General features: G+C 64.2%; 13 protein-coding genes. 9 read left to right on the forward strand and 4 right to left on the reverse strand.

Annotated features, from left to right (window positions below; translation table 11 throughout):
* Positions 1-269: 269 nt before the first annotated feature.
* A complete protein-coding gene (locus tag GWE18_RS32850) occupies positions 270-782 on the forward strand; it encodes a L,D-transpeptidase (RefSeq protein WP_275189848.1) in 513 nt (170 codons plus the stop codon).
* A 47-nt stretch (positions 783-829) separates the two neighbouring features.
* On the opposite strand, the gene GWE18_RS32855 is transcribed toward GWE18_RS32850, so the two are convergent.
* Both GWE18_RS32855 and GWE18_RS32860 read right to left on the reverse strand, forming a co-directional pair.
* Complete coding sequence (locus GWE18_RS32855) at positions 830-1,429, reverse strand: thermonuclease family protein (protein ID WP_275189849.1); 600 nt, start codon at positions 1,427-1,429, stop codon at positions 830-832.
* Positions 1,430-1,477: 48 nt separating this feature from the next.
* The gene (locus tag GWE18_RS32860) at positions 1,478-1,687 is read right to left on the reverse strand and encodes a DUF1674 domain-containing protein (RefSeq protein WP_275189850.1); all 210 of its coding nucleotides are present in this window, start codon (positions 1,685-1,687) and stop codon (positions 1,478-1,480) included.
* 164 nt (positions 1,688-1,851) lie between these two features.
* Here GWE18_RS32860 and GWE18_RS32865 point away from each other — a divergent pair, with 164 nt between their 5' ends.
* The 3 genes from GWE18_RS32865 to purH all read left to right on the forward strand — a co-directional run bounded on the left by GWE18_RS32865 (position 1,852) and on the right by purH (position 6,877).
* A complete protein-coding gene (locus GWE18_RS32865) occupies positions 1,852-3,201 on the forward strand; it encodes an RsmB/NOP family class I SAM-dependent RNA methyltransferase (RefSeq protein ID WP_275189851.1) in 1,350 nt (449 codons plus the stop codon).
* 160 nt (positions 3,202-3,361) lie between these two features.
* Positions 3,362-5,077 carry a heparinase II/III family protein gene (locus GWE18_RS32870; protein WP_275189852.1) on the forward strand — a complete coding sequence of 572 codons (1,716 nt, stop codon included), beginning with the start codon at positions 3,362-3,364 and terminating at the stop codon, positions 5,075-5,077.
* A gap of 207 nt (positions 5,078-5,284) precedes the next feature.
* Positions 5,285-6,877 (forward strand): bifunctional phosphoribosylaminoimidazolecarboxamide formyltransferase/IMP cyclohydrolase, encoded by a 1,593-nt coding sequence (purH, locus tag GWE18_RS32875; RefSeq protein ID WP_275189853.1) that lies wholly within the window; start codon positions 5,285-5,287, stop codon positions 6,875-6,877.
* 430 nt (positions 6,878-7,307) lie between these two features.
* Here the strand turns inward: purH and GWE18_RS32880 are convergent, their stop codons facing one another.
* Positions 7,308-8,693 carry an MFS transporter gene (locus GWE18_RS32880; protein WP_275189854.1) on the reverse strand — a complete coding sequence of 462 codons (1,386 nt, stop codon included), beginning with the start codon at positions 8,691-8,693 and terminating at the stop codon, positions 7,308-7,310.
* 129 nt (positions 8,694-8,822) lie between these two features.
* On the opposite strand from GWE18_RS32880, the gene ggt reads away from it, so the two are divergent.
* Together ggt and GWE18_RS32890 are read left to right on the forward strand one after the other, a co-directional pair.
* Entirely contained in the window at positions 8,823-10,565 is a 1,743-nt protein-coding gene (ggt, locus tag GWE18_RS32885; RefSeq protein WP_275189855.1) for a gamma-glutamyltransferase, read from the forward strand.
* Positions 10,566-10,659: 94 nt separating this feature from the next.
* Positions 10,660-11,556 (forward strand): NAD(P)-dependent oxidoreductase, encoded by an 897-nt coding sequence (locus GWE18_RS32890; RefSeq protein ID WP_275189856.1) that lies wholly within the window; start codon positions 10,660-10,662, stop codon positions 11,554-11,556.
* A 29-nt stretch (positions 11,557-11,585) separates the two neighbouring features.
* Here GWE18_RS32890 and GWE18_RS32895 read toward each other — a convergent pair whose 3' ends face one another.
* Positions 11,586-12,251: a glutathione S-transferase gene (locus GWE18_RS32895; protein ID WP_275189857.1), complete on the reverse strand. Its 666-nt coding sequence runs from the start codon at positions 12,249-12,251 to the stop codon at positions 11,586-11,588.
* 152 nt (positions 12,252-12,403) lie between these two features.
* On the opposite strand from GWE18_RS32895, the gene GWE18_RS32900 reads away from it, so the two are divergent.
* The 3 genes from GWE18_RS32900 to panE all read left to right on the forward strand — a co-directional run bounded on the left by GWE18_RS32900 (position 12,404) and on the right by panE (position 14,824).
* Positions 12,404-13,012, forward strand: coding sequence for a DUF2239 family protein (locus GWE18_RS32900; RefSeq protein ID WP_275189858.1), 609 nt, complete (start codon positions 12,404-12,406; stop codon positions 13,010-13,012).
* A 104-nt stretch (positions 13,013-13,116) separates the two neighbouring features.
* Positions 13,117-13,749 carry a 2-hydroxychromene-2-carboxylate isomerase gene (locus GWE18_RS32905; protein ID WP_275189859.1) on the forward strand — a complete coding sequence of 211 codons (633 nt, stop codon included), beginning with the start codon at positions 13,117-13,119 and terminating at the stop codon, positions 13,747-13,749.
* A gap of 151 nt (positions 13,750-13,900) precedes the next feature.
* Complete coding sequence (gene panE, locus GWE18_RS32910; RefSeq protein ID WP_275189860.1) at positions 13,901-14,824, forward strand: 2-dehydropantoate 2-reductase; 924 nt, start codon at positions 13,901-13,903, stop codon at positions 14,822-14,824.
* The last annotated feature ends 60 nt before the right edge of the window (positions 14,825-14,884 follow it).

The following is a 14,884-nucleotide window of genomic DNA, read 5'->3' on the forward strand; positions in this document are numbered from 1 at the left end:
GCGAGGCCGACAATCCTGTCGCGCTCACGCGGTTGTTAGTGGCGAGCCCGCTTCGGCGGGCTTTTCGCTGCAATGAGTTGTTTTCAAATCATTCACTTTATTTCGAACATTTTCTTTGTTCCCCCATCGAAACCAGTCTCGAAAACCGTTGTGAAACCAACCGGTCAGTTCGCGCGACTAATCTAAACGCGCGACGAAACGGCGGGCCGTCGAGGTTTGAAAGGACATTTTGAGGACCCCCGAAAGGGGCGGGCAAAGTGGAGCTGGGAATGTCGAAGGGGATTGCGGTGGCGTTGGCCGCCACCTTGGCTGCGGGCACTATGATGTCGTCGCAGGCGCAAGCGAGGCCGGAGCTGGTCGACATCAGCGGCGATTACGCGCCGGGCACGATCGTGGTGAAGACCCACGAGCGACGTCTCTATCTCATTCTCGAATCCGGCCGCGCCATGCGCTATCCTGTCGGCGTCGGCAAGGCCGGCAAGCAGTGGTCCGGCACCACGAAGATCGAAGGCAAGTATCTCAACCCGGCATGGTCGCCGCCGAGCGACGTCAGGCGCGACAAGCCTGGGATGCCCGATGTCATTCCCGGCGGCTCGCCACGCAACCCGATGGGCGTCGCGGCGATGACGCTCGCCGGCGGCGAGTATGCCATTCACGGCACCAATGTGCCTGGCTCGGTCGGCGGCTTCGTGTCCTATGGTTGCATCCGTATGCTCAACGACGACATCTCGGATCTCTATCAACGCGTACCGGTCGGAACGACCGTGACCGTCACGCGCTGATCCACGCATTGGATTGAAGACAAGAGCCGCGCAATTGCGCCGCTTTTTCATTTGAGCGGTGTTTGTCCTGCATTCGCGCACCACCCGTTGCGATGACCGCCGCCGTAGCTGCGGACATGCCCTGCCGCGAGCATGGCCGCCGAAATATTCCCCGTGCGCCTGGTTGCAACCTCGGCCACGACCCTGCCGCCGTATTTGTCCGGTCCGATATTGAAGATCCTGACGTCGCCTTCACCGAGCAATGCGCGCAACGCGCCCGTGGCAGCCTCCGCCATCTGCAGCTCCTCCGGACACGCAGCTTTCAATTCAGGCGCATCGATGCCGCGCAGGCGAACCCGCGTGTTGAGATCGAGACCCGGCTCCAGGTGAACCCGCGCCTCGAACGTGTCGCCATCAATCGTGCGGATGACGTCGACGGCGTGACGCGTGTCCGAATTTCCGGCTCGCTTCCAGATGGTCTCGGCATCGCGCGCCGCCTGACTGTCGAGGGAATGCGGCCAAGGCCAGCGCACCCAATCCCGCACCGGCAGCATGGTCCCCGCCGCCACGCAAAACACGAACACCCAGGGCAAGGCCGCCGCAAACCAGCGGCGCCAGGGGCCCCGGCGCGGGGCCCGATAAGCATTTATTCTCTCGTATGGGGACATATTCCCGGACTAAGGGCTGAGTCGGGTCATCCCGCAAGGCCCGCGGACTCAAAAATCCGAGGCGATCCCCCTCCGCTCCCAATCGCCATAGCGGGTCGGCTCCGGACCCTTCGGGCCCTGAAATTCCTTCTGCAGCGTGGTGGCGCCGGCCTCGGCAGCTTTGCGGCGCACCTCGGCCTCGGCGAGCGCGCGCTCGGCGGCGGGCGTCAGCTTCTTGCGTTCCGCGACCGGCGGGGGGAATGAAGAATTGTCGGTCATCGCAACTCTCCCATAACACGGGAATAGGCCCATAGATGACATCACAATCGTGAAATTGTCTGTGGCGATTCTTACATTTGGCATATTCGCATGCCAAACGAATTCCTCATCATTTTCCATGGCATGAGCCGAAACCTTTCCGCCTCCCGAGACATTGCTGCTTCATGCCCCCTTCAAGATTCGCAGTACCTTCCGAAGTGCCCGGTCTCGCCGCACGGCGCATCGCGGCTGACATCCTCGACGGCGTGCTGCACAAGCATCGCACCCTCGACGATCAGCTCGACGGCGCAGCCGCCCATCCCGGACTGAAAACGCTCGCCGATCGCGACCGCGCATTGATGCGGCGGCTGGTGGCGACGATCCTGCGGCGGCTCGGCACGCTCGGCCATTTGTTGTCGCGCCTGCTCGATCGCGGAATCCCGACGGACGCGCCGCGCGCGCAGAGCGCGCTGTTGATCGGCGCCGCGCAGATTCTCTGGATGGACGTGCCCGATCATGCCGCCGTCGATCTGTCGGTGCGGCTGGTGCAATCGGACCGCCGCGCCGCGAAATATGCCGGCCTCGTCAACGCGGTGCTGCGCCGTTGCGCCCGCGAGGGACAACCACTGATCGACGAAGTCAAATCGCAGAACCTGGACGTTCCACCGTGGCTATTGACGCGCTGGATCGGCGCATATGGCGAGGCCACGGCGCGGCAGATGGCGCTCGCCGTCGGCCACGAACCGTCGCTCGACATCACCGTGAAATCAGACGCGGCGCAATGGGCGAGCCGCCTGCACGGTGAAGTCTTGCCGACCGGCACCGTGCGCACCTTGCTGCAGGGTTCGGTGACCATGTTGCCCGGATTCACCGATGGCCAATGGTGGGTGCAGGACGCCGCCGCCGCGCTGCCGGCGCGGCTGTTCGGCGACGTCGGCGGCAAGAGCATTGTCGACCTCTGCGCCGCGCCCGGCGGTAAAACCGCGCAACTGGCGCAAGCCGGTGCGCGCGTGACCGCGGTCGATCGATCGCCGGCGCGCATGGCGAGGCTGCGCGACAATCTGGCGCGTCTCTCGCTGCATGCCGATGACGTGGTGACCGATGCCGCCGAGTGGCCCGGTAGCGGCAATGAAGGCTTCGACGGCGTGCTGGTCGACGCGCCCTGCACCTCCACCGGCACCATAAGGCGTCACCCCGACGTGGCCTGGCTGCGGCAGGAGACTGATATTGCCGCGTTGGCGGCATTGCAGAAACGATTACTGCAGAAGGCGGTCGCGCTGCTCAAACCGGGCGGCACGCTGGTTTATTGCACCTGTTCGCTGGAGCCGGAGGAAGGCGAGCAGGCGATCGCTTCCCTGTTGGCCACCGAATCCGGCGTGCGCCGTGCGCCGATCGAAGTGGCCGAGGTCGCCGGCCTCAGCGAAATCGTGACCGCAAACGGTGATTTGCGGACCCTGCCCTGCCATTTGCCCCATACCGACCCCCGGCTCGGCGGGCTGGATGGATTTTACGCCGCGCGGCTGGTTAAATCCTGATTTTAAACCGTAATTTCCAGGCCCACGGGTGATTCGCGCCTATTCAAGATGGTGTCACGGCGGCGTTTCCGGATTAAAAGGATTCGCCTGAATACCCCTCCCTCGTAAGCCAAGGTACGGCGTGTCGGTCGCTCAACGCAGACGCATCTCGACGCTTATCATGAGCCGCTCGGCGCGGACCGTGATCGCGCGCGCGACCGGCGCAACGGTGGCGGTGTCGCGGCTGTGGCCGGGCCGCGCCGATCGGCTGATCATCGCGCCGCATGACCTGCGCACCGCCGACGCCACCCGCGCCGCCGAAATCTATGCCGGCCGCTTCGTGTTCGCCGGCAAGATCGTGACCTGCCATGGCCGCTCGATCTTCGACCTCGAACCGCCGTCGGAGGATTGGGAGGTCGCCCTGCTCGGCTTCGGCTGGCTGCGGCACCTGCGCGCCGCCGACACCGCGCTGACCCGCGCCAATGCCCGGTCGCTGGTCGACGACTGGATCTCGAACCCGGCACGCAAGCGGCCGCTCGAGCGCCGCCCCGACGTGCTGGCGCGCCGCGTGATCTCGCTATTGTCGCAGGCGCCGCTGGTGCTCGGCGACACCGACGGAAAATTCTATCGCAAATATCTGCGCGGGCTGACTCGCGAGATCCGCTATTTGCGCTACGCGATGCTCGACATCGCCGACGGCGTGCCGCGACTGCAGGTCCTGATCGCGTTGTGCTACGCCTCGCTGTGCCTTGCCAATCAGGCGCGTCACATCCGTTCCGCCACGCGACGGCTTTCCGACGAATTGCAGCGGCAGATCATGCCGGACGGCGGGCACATCTCGCGCAATCCCGGCGCGCTGGTCGAACTGCTCAGCGACCTGCTGCCGCTGCGGCAGACATTTGCCGCCCGCAACATCGCGCCGCCGCCGGCGCTGCTGAATGCGATCGACCGCATGATGCCGATGCTGCGCTTCTTCCGCCACGGCGACGGCAGTTTTGCGCTGTTCAACGGCATGAGCAACGCGCCGTCTGATCTGGTGGCGACGCTGCTCGCCTATGACGACACCCACGGCGTGCCGATGGCGAACATGCCGCATACCGGCTTCCAGCGCCTCGATGCCGGCACCACGACCGTCATCATGGACACCGGCCCGTCGCCGCCGCCGAACATCAGCCAGGAAGCGCACGCCGGCTGCCTCTCGTTCGAATTGTCTTCCGGACCGAGCCGGATCGTCATCAATTGCGGCATGCCCTCGACCGGCCGCGACAATTGGCGCACCTTTGCGCGCAGCACCGTGGCGCATTCGACCCTGACCTATCACAACACGTCCTCGTGCCAGTTCGTCGAGCTGTCGGCGATGAAGCGCCTGCTGCAGGGCGCGCCTGTCGTCAGCGGTCCGGCCAATGTGGAAAGCTACCGCGAGGCGGTGGCCGGCGGCGATCTCCTGACCACGTCGCATGACGGCTATCTCGCGCGGTTCGGCGTCCTGCATCGCCGGGTGCTGATGATCTCCCAGGACGGCGGAAGGCTCGACGGCGAAGACACGGTGTCGCCGGCGCCGGGGGCGCGTATCAAGGGCGCCGAAACCGACTTTGCCCTGCGGTTTCATCTGCATCCCGCGGTGAAGGCGAGCCGCCTTAGCGACGCGCGCGGCGTCATGCTGGTATTGCCGAGCCGCGACGTCTGGACCTTCGAGGCGCTCGACGACAAGGTCGACCTCGAGGATAGCGTGTTTCTGGCCGGCAATGACGGCCCCCGCCGCACCGCCCAGATCGTGATCCGCCAGGATTCCCGCCACGCTTCCTCGATCCGCTGGAGTTTTGTCCGCTCATCGACGTCGGCGGCCGGGACGACCGCCCGGCGCAATGCGCGGCGCGAGCCGGAACTGCCGCTATAGGGTCTTCAGATATCGCTGTTCCGTCATGCCCGGGCTTGTCCCGGCCATCTACGTCTTTTCTGCTTCATTGGGGGCCAAGACGTGGATGCCCGGGACAAGCCCGGGCATGACGATCCCCTTCAATTTCGGCGGCAATCCGCATCGACGGTGGGTTTCATGGCACGCAAAACCGTGCTACCCGGCGGCCTTTCCACACAGGACTAAGCCATGACCGACCATCCGCGCCGTGTAACCCGCGCTCTATTGTCCGTTTCCGACAAGACCGGCCTGATCGAATTCGCCAAGGCGCTCGCAGGACATGGCGTCGAGCTCGTCTCAACGGGCGGCACCGCCAAGGCGATCGCGGCGGCCGGGCTGCAGGTCAGGGACGTCTCGGAGCTGACGGGCTCTCCCGAGATGATGGACGGCCGGGTCAAGACGCTGCATCCCAAAGTGCATGGCGGGCTGCTCGCGATCCGCAACAGCAAGGAGCATGCCGACGCCATGAAGGCGCATGGCATCGCGCCGATCGATCTGCTCGTGGTCAACCTTTACCCGTTCGAGGCAACCGTCGACCAAGGCGCCGGCTATGAAGACTGCATCGAAAATATCGACATCGGCGGTCCCGCGATGATCCGGGCGGCGGCGAAAAATCACGATGACGTCACTGTCGTTGTGGAGGCGCAGGATTACCAGGCCGTGCTCGATGAGCTCTCTGCCAACAAGGGCGCAACGACGCTCGCACTGCGCCGCCGCCTTGCCGCCAAGGCCTATGCCCGCACCGCTGCCTATGATGCCGCGATTTCGAACTGGTTCGCTGGTGTGCTCAAGAACGACGCGCCGGATTTCCGCGCCTTCGGCGGCCGGCTGATCCAGTCCTTGCGCTACGGCGAGAACCCGCACCAGACGGCCGCATTCTATCGCACGCCCGACAAACGCCCCGGCGTCGCCACGGCGCGGCAATTGCAGGGCAGAGAGCTGTCCTACAACAACATCAACGATACCGATGCCGCCTATGAATGCATCGCCGAGTTCGACCCGGCGCGTACCGCTGCCTGTGTCATCGTCAAGCACGCCAACCCCTGCGGCGTCGCCGAAGGTTCCGACCTGGTCAGCGCCTATCGCAAGGCGTTCGCCTGCGACACGCAGTCGCCCTATGGCGGCATCATCGCCGTCAATCGCACGCTCGACGCCGAAGCCGCGCGCGTCATCACGGAAATCCTGACCGAAGTGATCATTGCGCCGGACGCGACCGAAGAAGCCATCGCGATCGTCGCGAAGCGGAAGAACCTCCGGCTTCTCCTCGCCGGCAGCCTGCCCGACCCGCGCGCGCCGGGCCTCACGGCAAAGACCGTCGCCGGCGGCCTACTGGTGCAGAGCCGCGACAATGCTGTCGTCGACGACATCACGCTGAAGACCGTGACCAAACGCGCGCCGACCGACGCCGAGCTGCGCGATCTCAAATTCGCTTTCCGCGTCGCCAAGCATGTCAAGTCGAACACCATCATCTACGCCAAGGATCTCGCAACCGTCGGCATCGGCGCCGGCCAGATGAGCCGTGTCGATTCCGCGCGCATTGCCGCCCGCAAGGCGCAGGATGCGGCGGCCGACGCAAAGCTCGCCGAGCCCCTGACCAAGGGCTCGGTCGTCGCTTCCGACGCGTTTTTCCCGTTCGCCGATGGCATGCTGGCCTGCATCGAAGCCGGCGCCACCGCCGTCATCCAGCCTGGCGGCTCGATCCGCGACGAGGAAGTCATCAAGGCCGCCGACGATCACGGCATCGCCATGGTGTTCACGGGCATCAGGCACTTCAGGCATTGAGCCGTTCGTGGTCGTCCCTGCGAAAGCAGCAGGGACCCATAGCCACAGGGTTGTGTTGCTGAAAGAAAGCCGTCGACCCGCGAGCCTGATAACCACGGCCGCGGCGTATGGGTCCCGGCTCGCGCTCGCGTTGTTCGCCTGGCCGGGACGACGAGGGAAATTGCCCGACGCAAACGCGTCCCTCGCCTTGCAAAGGCTGCGACCAATCAACCCGACGGGCAAATCATGGGCGGGAAGTTTCAAGCAAATCTCGGGCGAAATGCGCCGCGAGAACGCGAAGCTATGTCCACGTCATTGCGAGCGCAGCGAAGCAATCCATCCTTCCGCATATGAGGTGACCATGGATTGCTTCGCTTCGCTCGCAATGACGTGGATAGGTCGGCGCACCAGGCCTTCGCAACATATGACGAGCTCACCCAATCGCTCGCCGTCACTCCCTCACGCGCATCAGCAGCGCGAGGCCTGCAACGAAGAACACCACCAGCACCGCCATGCCGGCCTTCTGGCTTGCGGTAACATATGTGATCGCGCCGATCAGCAGCGGGCCGATGAACGAGGTGACCTTTCCCGTCAGCGCGAACAATCCAAAATACTGCGCGATGCGATCTTTCGGCGCGAGGCGGATCAGCAGCGTGCGCGACGCCGCCTGCAGCGGACCGCCTGCCGCGCCGATCAGGCAGCCGAGCACGAGATAGGCGCGCTCGGCCGCGCCGGAGAACAGCGCGCCGCCCGGCGCCGGCGGCGTGACCTTTACGAACAGGATCGAATCCTTGTCGACCAAAAGGATCGCACCGAGCGCAAACAACAGAATCAGCAAGCTGCCCGCGATGACGCGCTTGGGCCCGAGTTTGTCGTCGAGCTTGCCGCCGACCCACGCGCCGAATGTGCCGGCGATGGCCAGCAGAATTCCAAACGTGCCGATCTGGATCGTATGCCAGCCGAAAGTGCCGGCGGCGTAGATGCCGCCGAAGGCAAACAGCGACACCAGCCCGTCGGTGTAAATCATGTTGGCGAGCAGGAATGTCGCCATCGATTTCTGCTTCGGCAGTTCGCCGAGCGTGCGCTTGAGTCCGCTCAATCCTTCGTGCAGCGCTTCGCGGATCGGGCGCTTCGCCGGATAATCCGGCGTGAACAGGAACATCGGTGTCACGAAAATGATGAACCAGATGCCGGTCAGCGGCCCGGTGATACGGTCGCCCTGATGGCTGACCGGGTCGAGGCCAAACAGCGGCGCCAGTCCGAACAGCGTGCGGCCGGTTTCGGGGCTGGCGGCGAGGAAGCCGAGCACGAGGATGAGGCTGAGAATGCCGCCGATATAGCCGGTCGCCCATCCGGTGCCGGACAATCGTCCGATCTTGTCCGGCGGCACCAGCGTCGGCATCATCGCATTGTTGAAGACGGTAGCGAATTCGACACCGACGCTTGCGATTGCATAGGCGAGCAACAGCGGCGGGATGACGCCCGGATCACCCGGCTTTCCGAACCACATCAGGCAGGCGCCGATCACCAGCAGCGTGCCGAAGCCGGCGATCCACGGTTTGCGGCGGCCGCTGGCGTCAGCGATCGCGCCCAGCACCGGCGACAGCAGCGCGATCATCAGGCCGGCAGCCCCGGTGGCGAATCCCCACAGCGCCTGCCCGCTTGCCGGATCGGGCGCGACGAAGCCCGCGAAATAGGGCGCGAACACAAAAGTGGTGATCAGCGTGAAATAAGGCTGCGCCGCCCAGTCGAAGAAGATCCAGCTCATGACAGCGGCGCGGCGCGGATATTGCTGCGGTATTTTGGCGTCAATTGCCTCGGGAGCGATCACCGCCATGCCGGATATTTCCTTCAAAAGTGTCGCGAGGCGTTTTGCCTGCCAAATCCGAACCCATATAGCATGCGTCACCGACGCTCGGGGGCTGTTGCCAAGCGTCACACGCACTCTAACTGCGGCGGATTTTCGATGGCGGTCTTTTCAATCCGGTGGCGCCGAGTAGCTGCCACGCTCGTGCTTGCATTTGTCTGGGGGACGACGGCCTTTGCGCAGGAACGCCGCTTTTACTCACCCCCCGATCTCTCCACCGTTCGCGCCATTGCGGCCGAGCATGGCATGGTGGTGGCACAGGAAAGGCTCGCCGCGCAAGTCGGCGCCGATGTCCTGAGGCAGGGCGGCAACGCGGTCGACGCCGCGGTCGCGACCGGCTTTGCCCTTGCCGTCACTTACCCGCGTGCCGGAAACATCGGAGGCGGCGGCTTCATGGTGATTCATTCGGACGGACGCAATGAAGACGTCGCCATCGATTATCGCGAGACCGCGCCATCAGCGATCACGCGCGATATCTTTCTGGGGCCGGACGGCAAACCCGATACCGACAAGTCGCGCAATTCCGCGCTTGGTATCGGCGTTCCCGGCACGGTAGCCGGATTGGCGCTGGCGCTGGAAAAATACGGCTCGGGCCGTTTCACGCTCGCGCAAATCCTCAAACCTTCAATCGAACTGGCGCGCGACGGCTTCGTGGTCGCCGACGACATGGCCGACACGCTGTCGGATATGTACCGGAGGATGGGACGCTGGCCGAATTCGGCAAAGGCGTTCTCCCGCGGCGATGGTACGCCATTGAAAGAGGGCGACCGGTTGATCCAGGCCGATCTCGCGGCAACGTTGTCGGCTATTGCCGAGCAGGGACCGCGCGGATTTTATGAGGGGCCGGTCGCCGAACGGCTGGCAAAGGCCGTCCGCGATGCCGGCGGCCTCATGACGGCGGACGATCTCAGATCCTATCAGGCGGTGATCCGCAGCCCCGTGCGCGGCACTTATCGCGGCTACGACATTGTGTCGATGCCGCTGCCCTCCTCCGGCGGCACGGTGCTGCTGCAGTCGCTGAACATTCTCGAGGGGCTTCCGATGCCGGATATGAAGCAGGGCTCCGCGCCTTCGCTGCATGCCATGATCGAAGCCATGAAGCGCGCCTATGCAGATCGCGCGCGCTACCTCGGCGATCCCGCCTTCGTCAATGCGCCGGTCAATATTCTGACCACCAAGGATTACGCGGCGAAGCAACGCGCCAGTATCGACCTTGCACGCGCAACCCCGGCGGCCGATGTGTTGGCGGTGAGCCCGCGCGAGGGCAGCAACACCACGCATTATTCGATCGTCGACGCCAGCGGCAATGCGGTGAGCAACACCTACACGCTGAATTTTCCCTATGGTGCCGGTCTGGTCGCCGAGGGCACCGGCGTGCTGCTCAATAACGAGCTCGACGACTTTACCGCCGCGCCCGGCGCATCGAACGCGTTTGGCCTCGTCGGTTTCGAAGCCAATCTGCCCGGCCCCGGAAAGCGGCCATTGTCGTCGATGTCGCCGACCATCGTGCTGAAAGACGGCAAGCCGGTGCTGGTGACGGGTTCGCCGGGCGGCAGCCGGATTATATCGGCGGTACTGCAGATCGTGGTCAACGTGCTCGACTACAACATGGATGTCGCTGCCGCCGTGGCGGCCCCGCGGATCCATCATCAATGGATGCCCGATGAAGTGCGCGTCGAACGCGGCTTTTCCGACGAGGTGTTGGCCGAGCTCAAGGCGAGAGGTCACAAGGTCATCGAGCCGCTCGGCCAAACCTCCGCCAATTCGATCTCCGTCACGCCGAACGGCCTGCTCGGCGCGCCCGATCCGCGCACAAGAGGCGCGGCTGCGGTGGGGCAGTAAACGACGTACACTCGTGAGGGACGCACCGGCGGGTGGGTTCCCGGCCAGTGTGCGTCCATAACGTAGCATGCATCCTTCACAGGGGAGTTTCACCATGACATCTCTCAAAGGCAAGACGCTGTTCATCTCGGGTGCCAGCCGCGGTATCGGTCTCGCGATTGCGCTGCGGGCCGCGCGTGACGGCGCCAATGTCGCGATTGCGGCGAAGACCGCTGAGCCGCATCCGAAACTCAAGGGCACCATCTTCACCGCGGCGGAAGAAATCCGCGCCGCCGGCGGCAAGGCGCTGCCGGTGCTGTGCGACATCCGCGACGAGGCGCAGGTGATCGCGGCGATCGAGCAGACCGTCGCCGAGTTCGGCGGCGTCGATATCTGCGTCAACAATGCCAGCGCCATCAGCCTGACCAATTCGCAAGGAACCGACATGAAACGGTTCGACCTGATGATGGGCATCAACACGCGCGGCACCTTCATGGTGTCGAAGTATTGCATCCCGCATCTGAAGAAGGCGGCCAACCCGCACATATTGATGCTGTCGCCGCCGCTCGACATGAAGCAAAAATGGTTCGAGCATTCCACCGCCTACACGATGGCGAAGTTCGGCATGAGCATGTGCGTGCTGGGCCTTTCCGGCGAGCTGAGATCCGCCGGCGTCGCGGTCAACGCGCTGTGGCCGCGCACCACCATCGCGACCGCCGCGGTCGGCAACCTTCTCGGCGGCGAGGCAATGATACGCGCCAGCCGCACGCCAGAGATCATGGGCGACGCCGCGCACGCGATCCTGACCAGGCCGTCGCGGGAATTCACCGGGCAGTTCTGCATCGACGACAAGGTGCTGTACGCCTCTGGCGTCAGGGACTTTGAGCACTACCGCGTCGATCCTTCGGTGCCATTGATGTCGGACTTCTTCGTCCCCGACGACGATGTGCCGCCGCCCGGCGTCACCGTGCAGGCGCTGCCCTCGGTTGGGGCGGCGCAGACGTCGCGATAGGCGCCTTGGGAGGAGCAGCCGTGAAGCGGTCAGCGCCCGACTACATACGGCCCGCCCTTTTCCAGTGCGCGCGCATAGGCCGGACGGGCATGAATGCGCTCGAGAAACGCCATCGCTTTGGGGTGGCCCTGCTCCAGTCCGCCGCGCGCGGCGGCGGCTTCCAGCGGAAAGCTCATCTGGATGTCGGCGCCGGTGAATTCATTGCCGGCGAACCACTCGCTCTTGCCGAGTTCGCTCTCCCAGTAATCCATGTGTTGCCGGAGCTGCGGATTGACCAGGGTGGTCAAAGCCGTGTTGGAGACCTTGCGCACCAGCGGGCGCAGCAGGGCCGGCGCGCGCTTCGGCATCAGCGTGAACAACAGCTTCAAGAGCAGCGGCGACATCGCAGAGCCTTCCGCATAGTGCAGCCAATAGGTGTAGCGCAGCCGTTCCGCCGTGTTCGGCAGCGGGATCAGGCGGCCGTTACCATAGGTGCCGATGATGTATTCGCAGATCGCGCCGGACTCGGCGATGGTGTTGCCGTTGTCGGTAATGACGGGCGATTTGCCGAGCGGGTGGATGGCGCGCAGCTCTTTCGGCGCGCGCATGTCCGGCTCGCGCTGATAGCGGACGATCTCGTAGGGGACGTCGAGCTCTTCAAGCAGCCACAGCACACGCTGCGAGCGAGAATTGTTGAGATGATGCACCGTCAGCATGGCCGTCCCCTTCAATTGGCGCGCCGTTGGTGCCAGCCGGGCGGCGGAAAGTCGAGACGGCCATAGCCCACGATATATTTACCCGGGTGATATTGACGTTCCGTTTTATCCGGGTAAATATAGATTTGACGAAAAATCCTGAGTTAACTCCAATGGTTGAGAATACCCGCTCCCAGTTCACGGCCTTCATCGGCCCGCAACGCCTGGCGAACGGCCCGCTCGCCGAAGTCGCGATTGCGGTCATGAATGCCTCGCGAAGACCCGCGGCGCCGCCGATCATCATATTTGCTGACGCCACCGGCCAGCCGATCGATCTTGATCTTCGCGGCGCGGAACGCGACGTCATTGCCCGTTTGCCGCAACCGGCCCCGGGTCCGGAAGCCGCGACTGAAGAGATCGCGGCGGCGGAGCCGCGCGGGCGCGGGCGCCCCAAGCTCGGCGTCGTCGCGCGCGAAGTGACGTTGTTGCCGCGCCATTGGGAATGGCTTGGGGCGCAGCCGGGCGGCGCATCGGTCGCGTTGCGAAAGCTGGTGGAAGAAGCGCGCCGGGCCAATGGCGATGCGGATCGCACCCGCGCGGCAAGGGATGCCGCCTATCGCTTCATGTCAGTGATGGCAGGCAATCTCGCCGGCTTCGAGGAAGCCTCGCGAGCGTTGTTCGCCGATGACAGGCGGCGATTCGTCGGGCTCGTCGCCGCCTGGCCCGACGATATCCGCGATCACGTCGTCAAGCTCGCCTTCAGCGATCGCGCCGAGCCGTAGGCGCGGCGTCGCCGACCGATACGCCGCTGATATGACGCGGGCCAGTATTCGACAATATTACGATCGTCATAATACCGTGGACGCGCCGCCTGCCTTGCGCCACAATGCGCCAAAACATCAGGGAGCCTGCCGTGAGCACAAATCCGCAATTCCTGTTCGATTTCGGCAGCCCCAATGCTTTCCTCAGCCACGAAGCGATTCCGGCGATCGAAAAGCGCACCGGCGTGAAGTTCGAATATGTGCCGATCCTGCTCGGCGGCATCTTCAAGGCCACCAACAACAAGTCGCCTGCGGAAACGCTCGCCGGCATCAAGAACAAGCGCGAATTCTACGCGCTGGAGACCGAGCGCTTCCTGAAACGCTTTGGGGTCAAGCCCTATGTCTGGAACCCGTTCTTCCCGGTCAACACGCTGAACCTGATGCGCGCGGCGGTGGCGGCCCAGTTCGAAGGCGTGTTCGAGAAATATGTCGAGGCCGCGTTCCATCACATGTGGGTGGAGCCGAAGAAAATGGATGACCCCGAAGTCGCGGCCAAGGCGCTGGCCGCGTCCGGCCTCGACGCCGCCAGGCTGCTGGCGCGCTCGCAGGACGCCGATGTAAAGGCCAGACTGATCAAGAACACGCAATCCGCCGTCGAGCGCGGCGCGTTCGGTTCGCCGACCTTCTTCGTCGGCAGGGAGATGTTTTTCGGCAAGGAGCAACTGCGCGAAGTCGAGGAAATGATCGCAGGGAAATAGCCGCCCGGGTTCGATTGTTTGGCGAGAAGTGGTAAAGAAGCGAATGGTGAATAGCGAATAGCGAGTGGCAGGATTGATACGCGAAGTCCCTATTCGCCATTCCTACTCGCCATTCGCCCATTCCAAGACCAACAACAAGGGAAGTTAATCCATGCGTATTCTCGTGGTTGGCGCCGGCGCCATCGGCGGCTATTTCGGCGGCAGGCTGCTTCAGGCTGGAAACGATGTGACGTTCCTGGTCCGGCCGAAGCGCGCTTCCGAACTCGCAAACACTGGTCTCGTCATCAGGAGTCCCGCCGGAGACGTGACGCTCAAGAGCCCGCCGACGGTGCAGGCCGACAAGCTCTCCGAGACATTCGACGTCGTGCTGTTGAGCTGCAAGGCGTTCGACCTGGAAGATGCGATCAAATCCTTTGCCCCCGCGGTCGGGCCCAAAACGGCGATCATCCCGCTGCTCAACGGCATGCTGCACCTCAACGTGCTCGACGAGAAGTTCGGAGCCGACCGCGTGCTCGGCGGCCTCTGCGCGATCGCGGTGACGCTCAATGACGCCCGCGAGGTGGTTCATCTTGCGCCGATGCAGTCGCTTAATTTCGGCGAACGCGACGGCTCCCTATCGGAGCGTGTGCGCGCGATCGCAAAAGTGTTCGAGGGTGGCAAGTTCGGCGCCGCGGCCAGCGAACACATCATGCGGGATATGTGGGAGAAGTGGGTTTTCCTCGCCTCGCTGGCGGCATCGACCTGCCTGATGCGCACCTCGGTCGGCAACATCCTGGCGGTGCCTGGCGGCAAGGATTTTCTGCTCGGCATGCTCGATGAATGCAGCGCGATTGCAAAGGCGTCGGGTTACGAGCCGACCGGCCCGTTCTTCCAGCGCACCAGCGGCTTGTTGACGACCGAGGGCTCGCCGATGACCGCCTCGATGTTCCGCGACATCAAGGCTGGCCTGCCGGTCGAGGCCGACCATGTGATCGGCGATCTCGTCGCGCGCGCCGACGCCGCCAAGATCCCGGTGCCAAAACTGCGCATCGCCTACACGCACCTCAAGGCCTATGAGAAGCAGCGCGCCGCGTAGTCAGCTAAAGTGCTCTCCGTCGTCCCTGCGAACGCAGCGACCCATAACCACCGGCCGTGG

Origin of the sequence: Bradyrhizobium sp. CSA112, from assembly GCF_029051645.1 — a bacterium.
Classification (GTDB): Bacteria; Pseudomonadota; Alphaproteobacteria; order Rhizobiales; family Xanthobacteraceae; genus Bradyrhizobium.

Coding starts and splice junctions, on each gene's coding strand:
- GWE18_RS32850 (WP_275189848.1), top strand. CDS start 270: ATGTCGAAGGGGATTGCGGTGGCGTTGGCCGCCACCTTGGCTGCGGGC.
- GWE18_RS32855 (WP_275189849.1), bottom strand. CDS start 1,429: ATGTCCCCATACGAGAGAATAAATGCTTATCGGGCCCCGCGCCGGGGC.
- GWE18_RS32860 (WP_275189850.1), bottom strand. CDS start 1,687: ATGACCGACAATTCTTCATTCCCCCCGCCGGTCGCGGAACGCAAGAAG.
- GWE18_RS32865 (WP_275189851.1), top strand. CDS start 1,852: ATGCCCCCTTCAAGATTCGCAGTACCTTCCGAAGTGCCCGGTCTCGCC.
- GWE18_RS32870 (WP_275189852.1), top strand. CDS start 3,362: ATGAGCCGCTCGGCGCGGACCGTGATCGCGCGCGCGACCGGCGCAACG.
- purH (WP_275189853.1), top strand. CDS start 5,285: ATGACCGACCATCCGCGCCGTGTAACCCGCGCTCTATTGTCCGTTTCC.
- GWE18_RS32880 (WP_275189854.1), bottom strand. CDS start 8,693: ATGGCGGTGATCGCTCCCGAGGCAATTGACGCCAAAATACCGCAGCAA.
- ggt (WP_275189855.1), top strand. CDS start 8,823: ATGGCGGTCTTTTCAATCCGGTGGCGCCGAGTAGCTGCCACGCTCGTG.
- GWE18_RS32890 (WP_275189856.1), top strand. CDS start 10,660: ATGACATCTCTCAAAGGCAAGACGCTGTTCATCTCGGGTGCCAGCCGC.
- GWE18_RS32895 (WP_275189857.1), bottom strand. CDS start 12,251: ATGCTGACGGTGCATCATCTCAACAATTCTCGCTCGCAGCGTGTGCTG.
- GWE18_RS32900 (WP_275189858.1), top strand. CDS start 12,404: ATGGTTGAGAATACCCGCTCCCAGTTCACGGCCTTCATCGGCCCGCAA.
- GWE18_RS32905 (WP_275189859.1), top strand. CDS start 13,117: ATGCGCCAAAACATCAGGGAGCCTGCCGTGAGCACAAATCCGCAATTC.
- panE (WP_275189860.1), top strand. CDS start 13,901: ATGCGTATTCTCGTGGTTGGCGCCGGCGCCATCGGCGGCTATTTCGGC.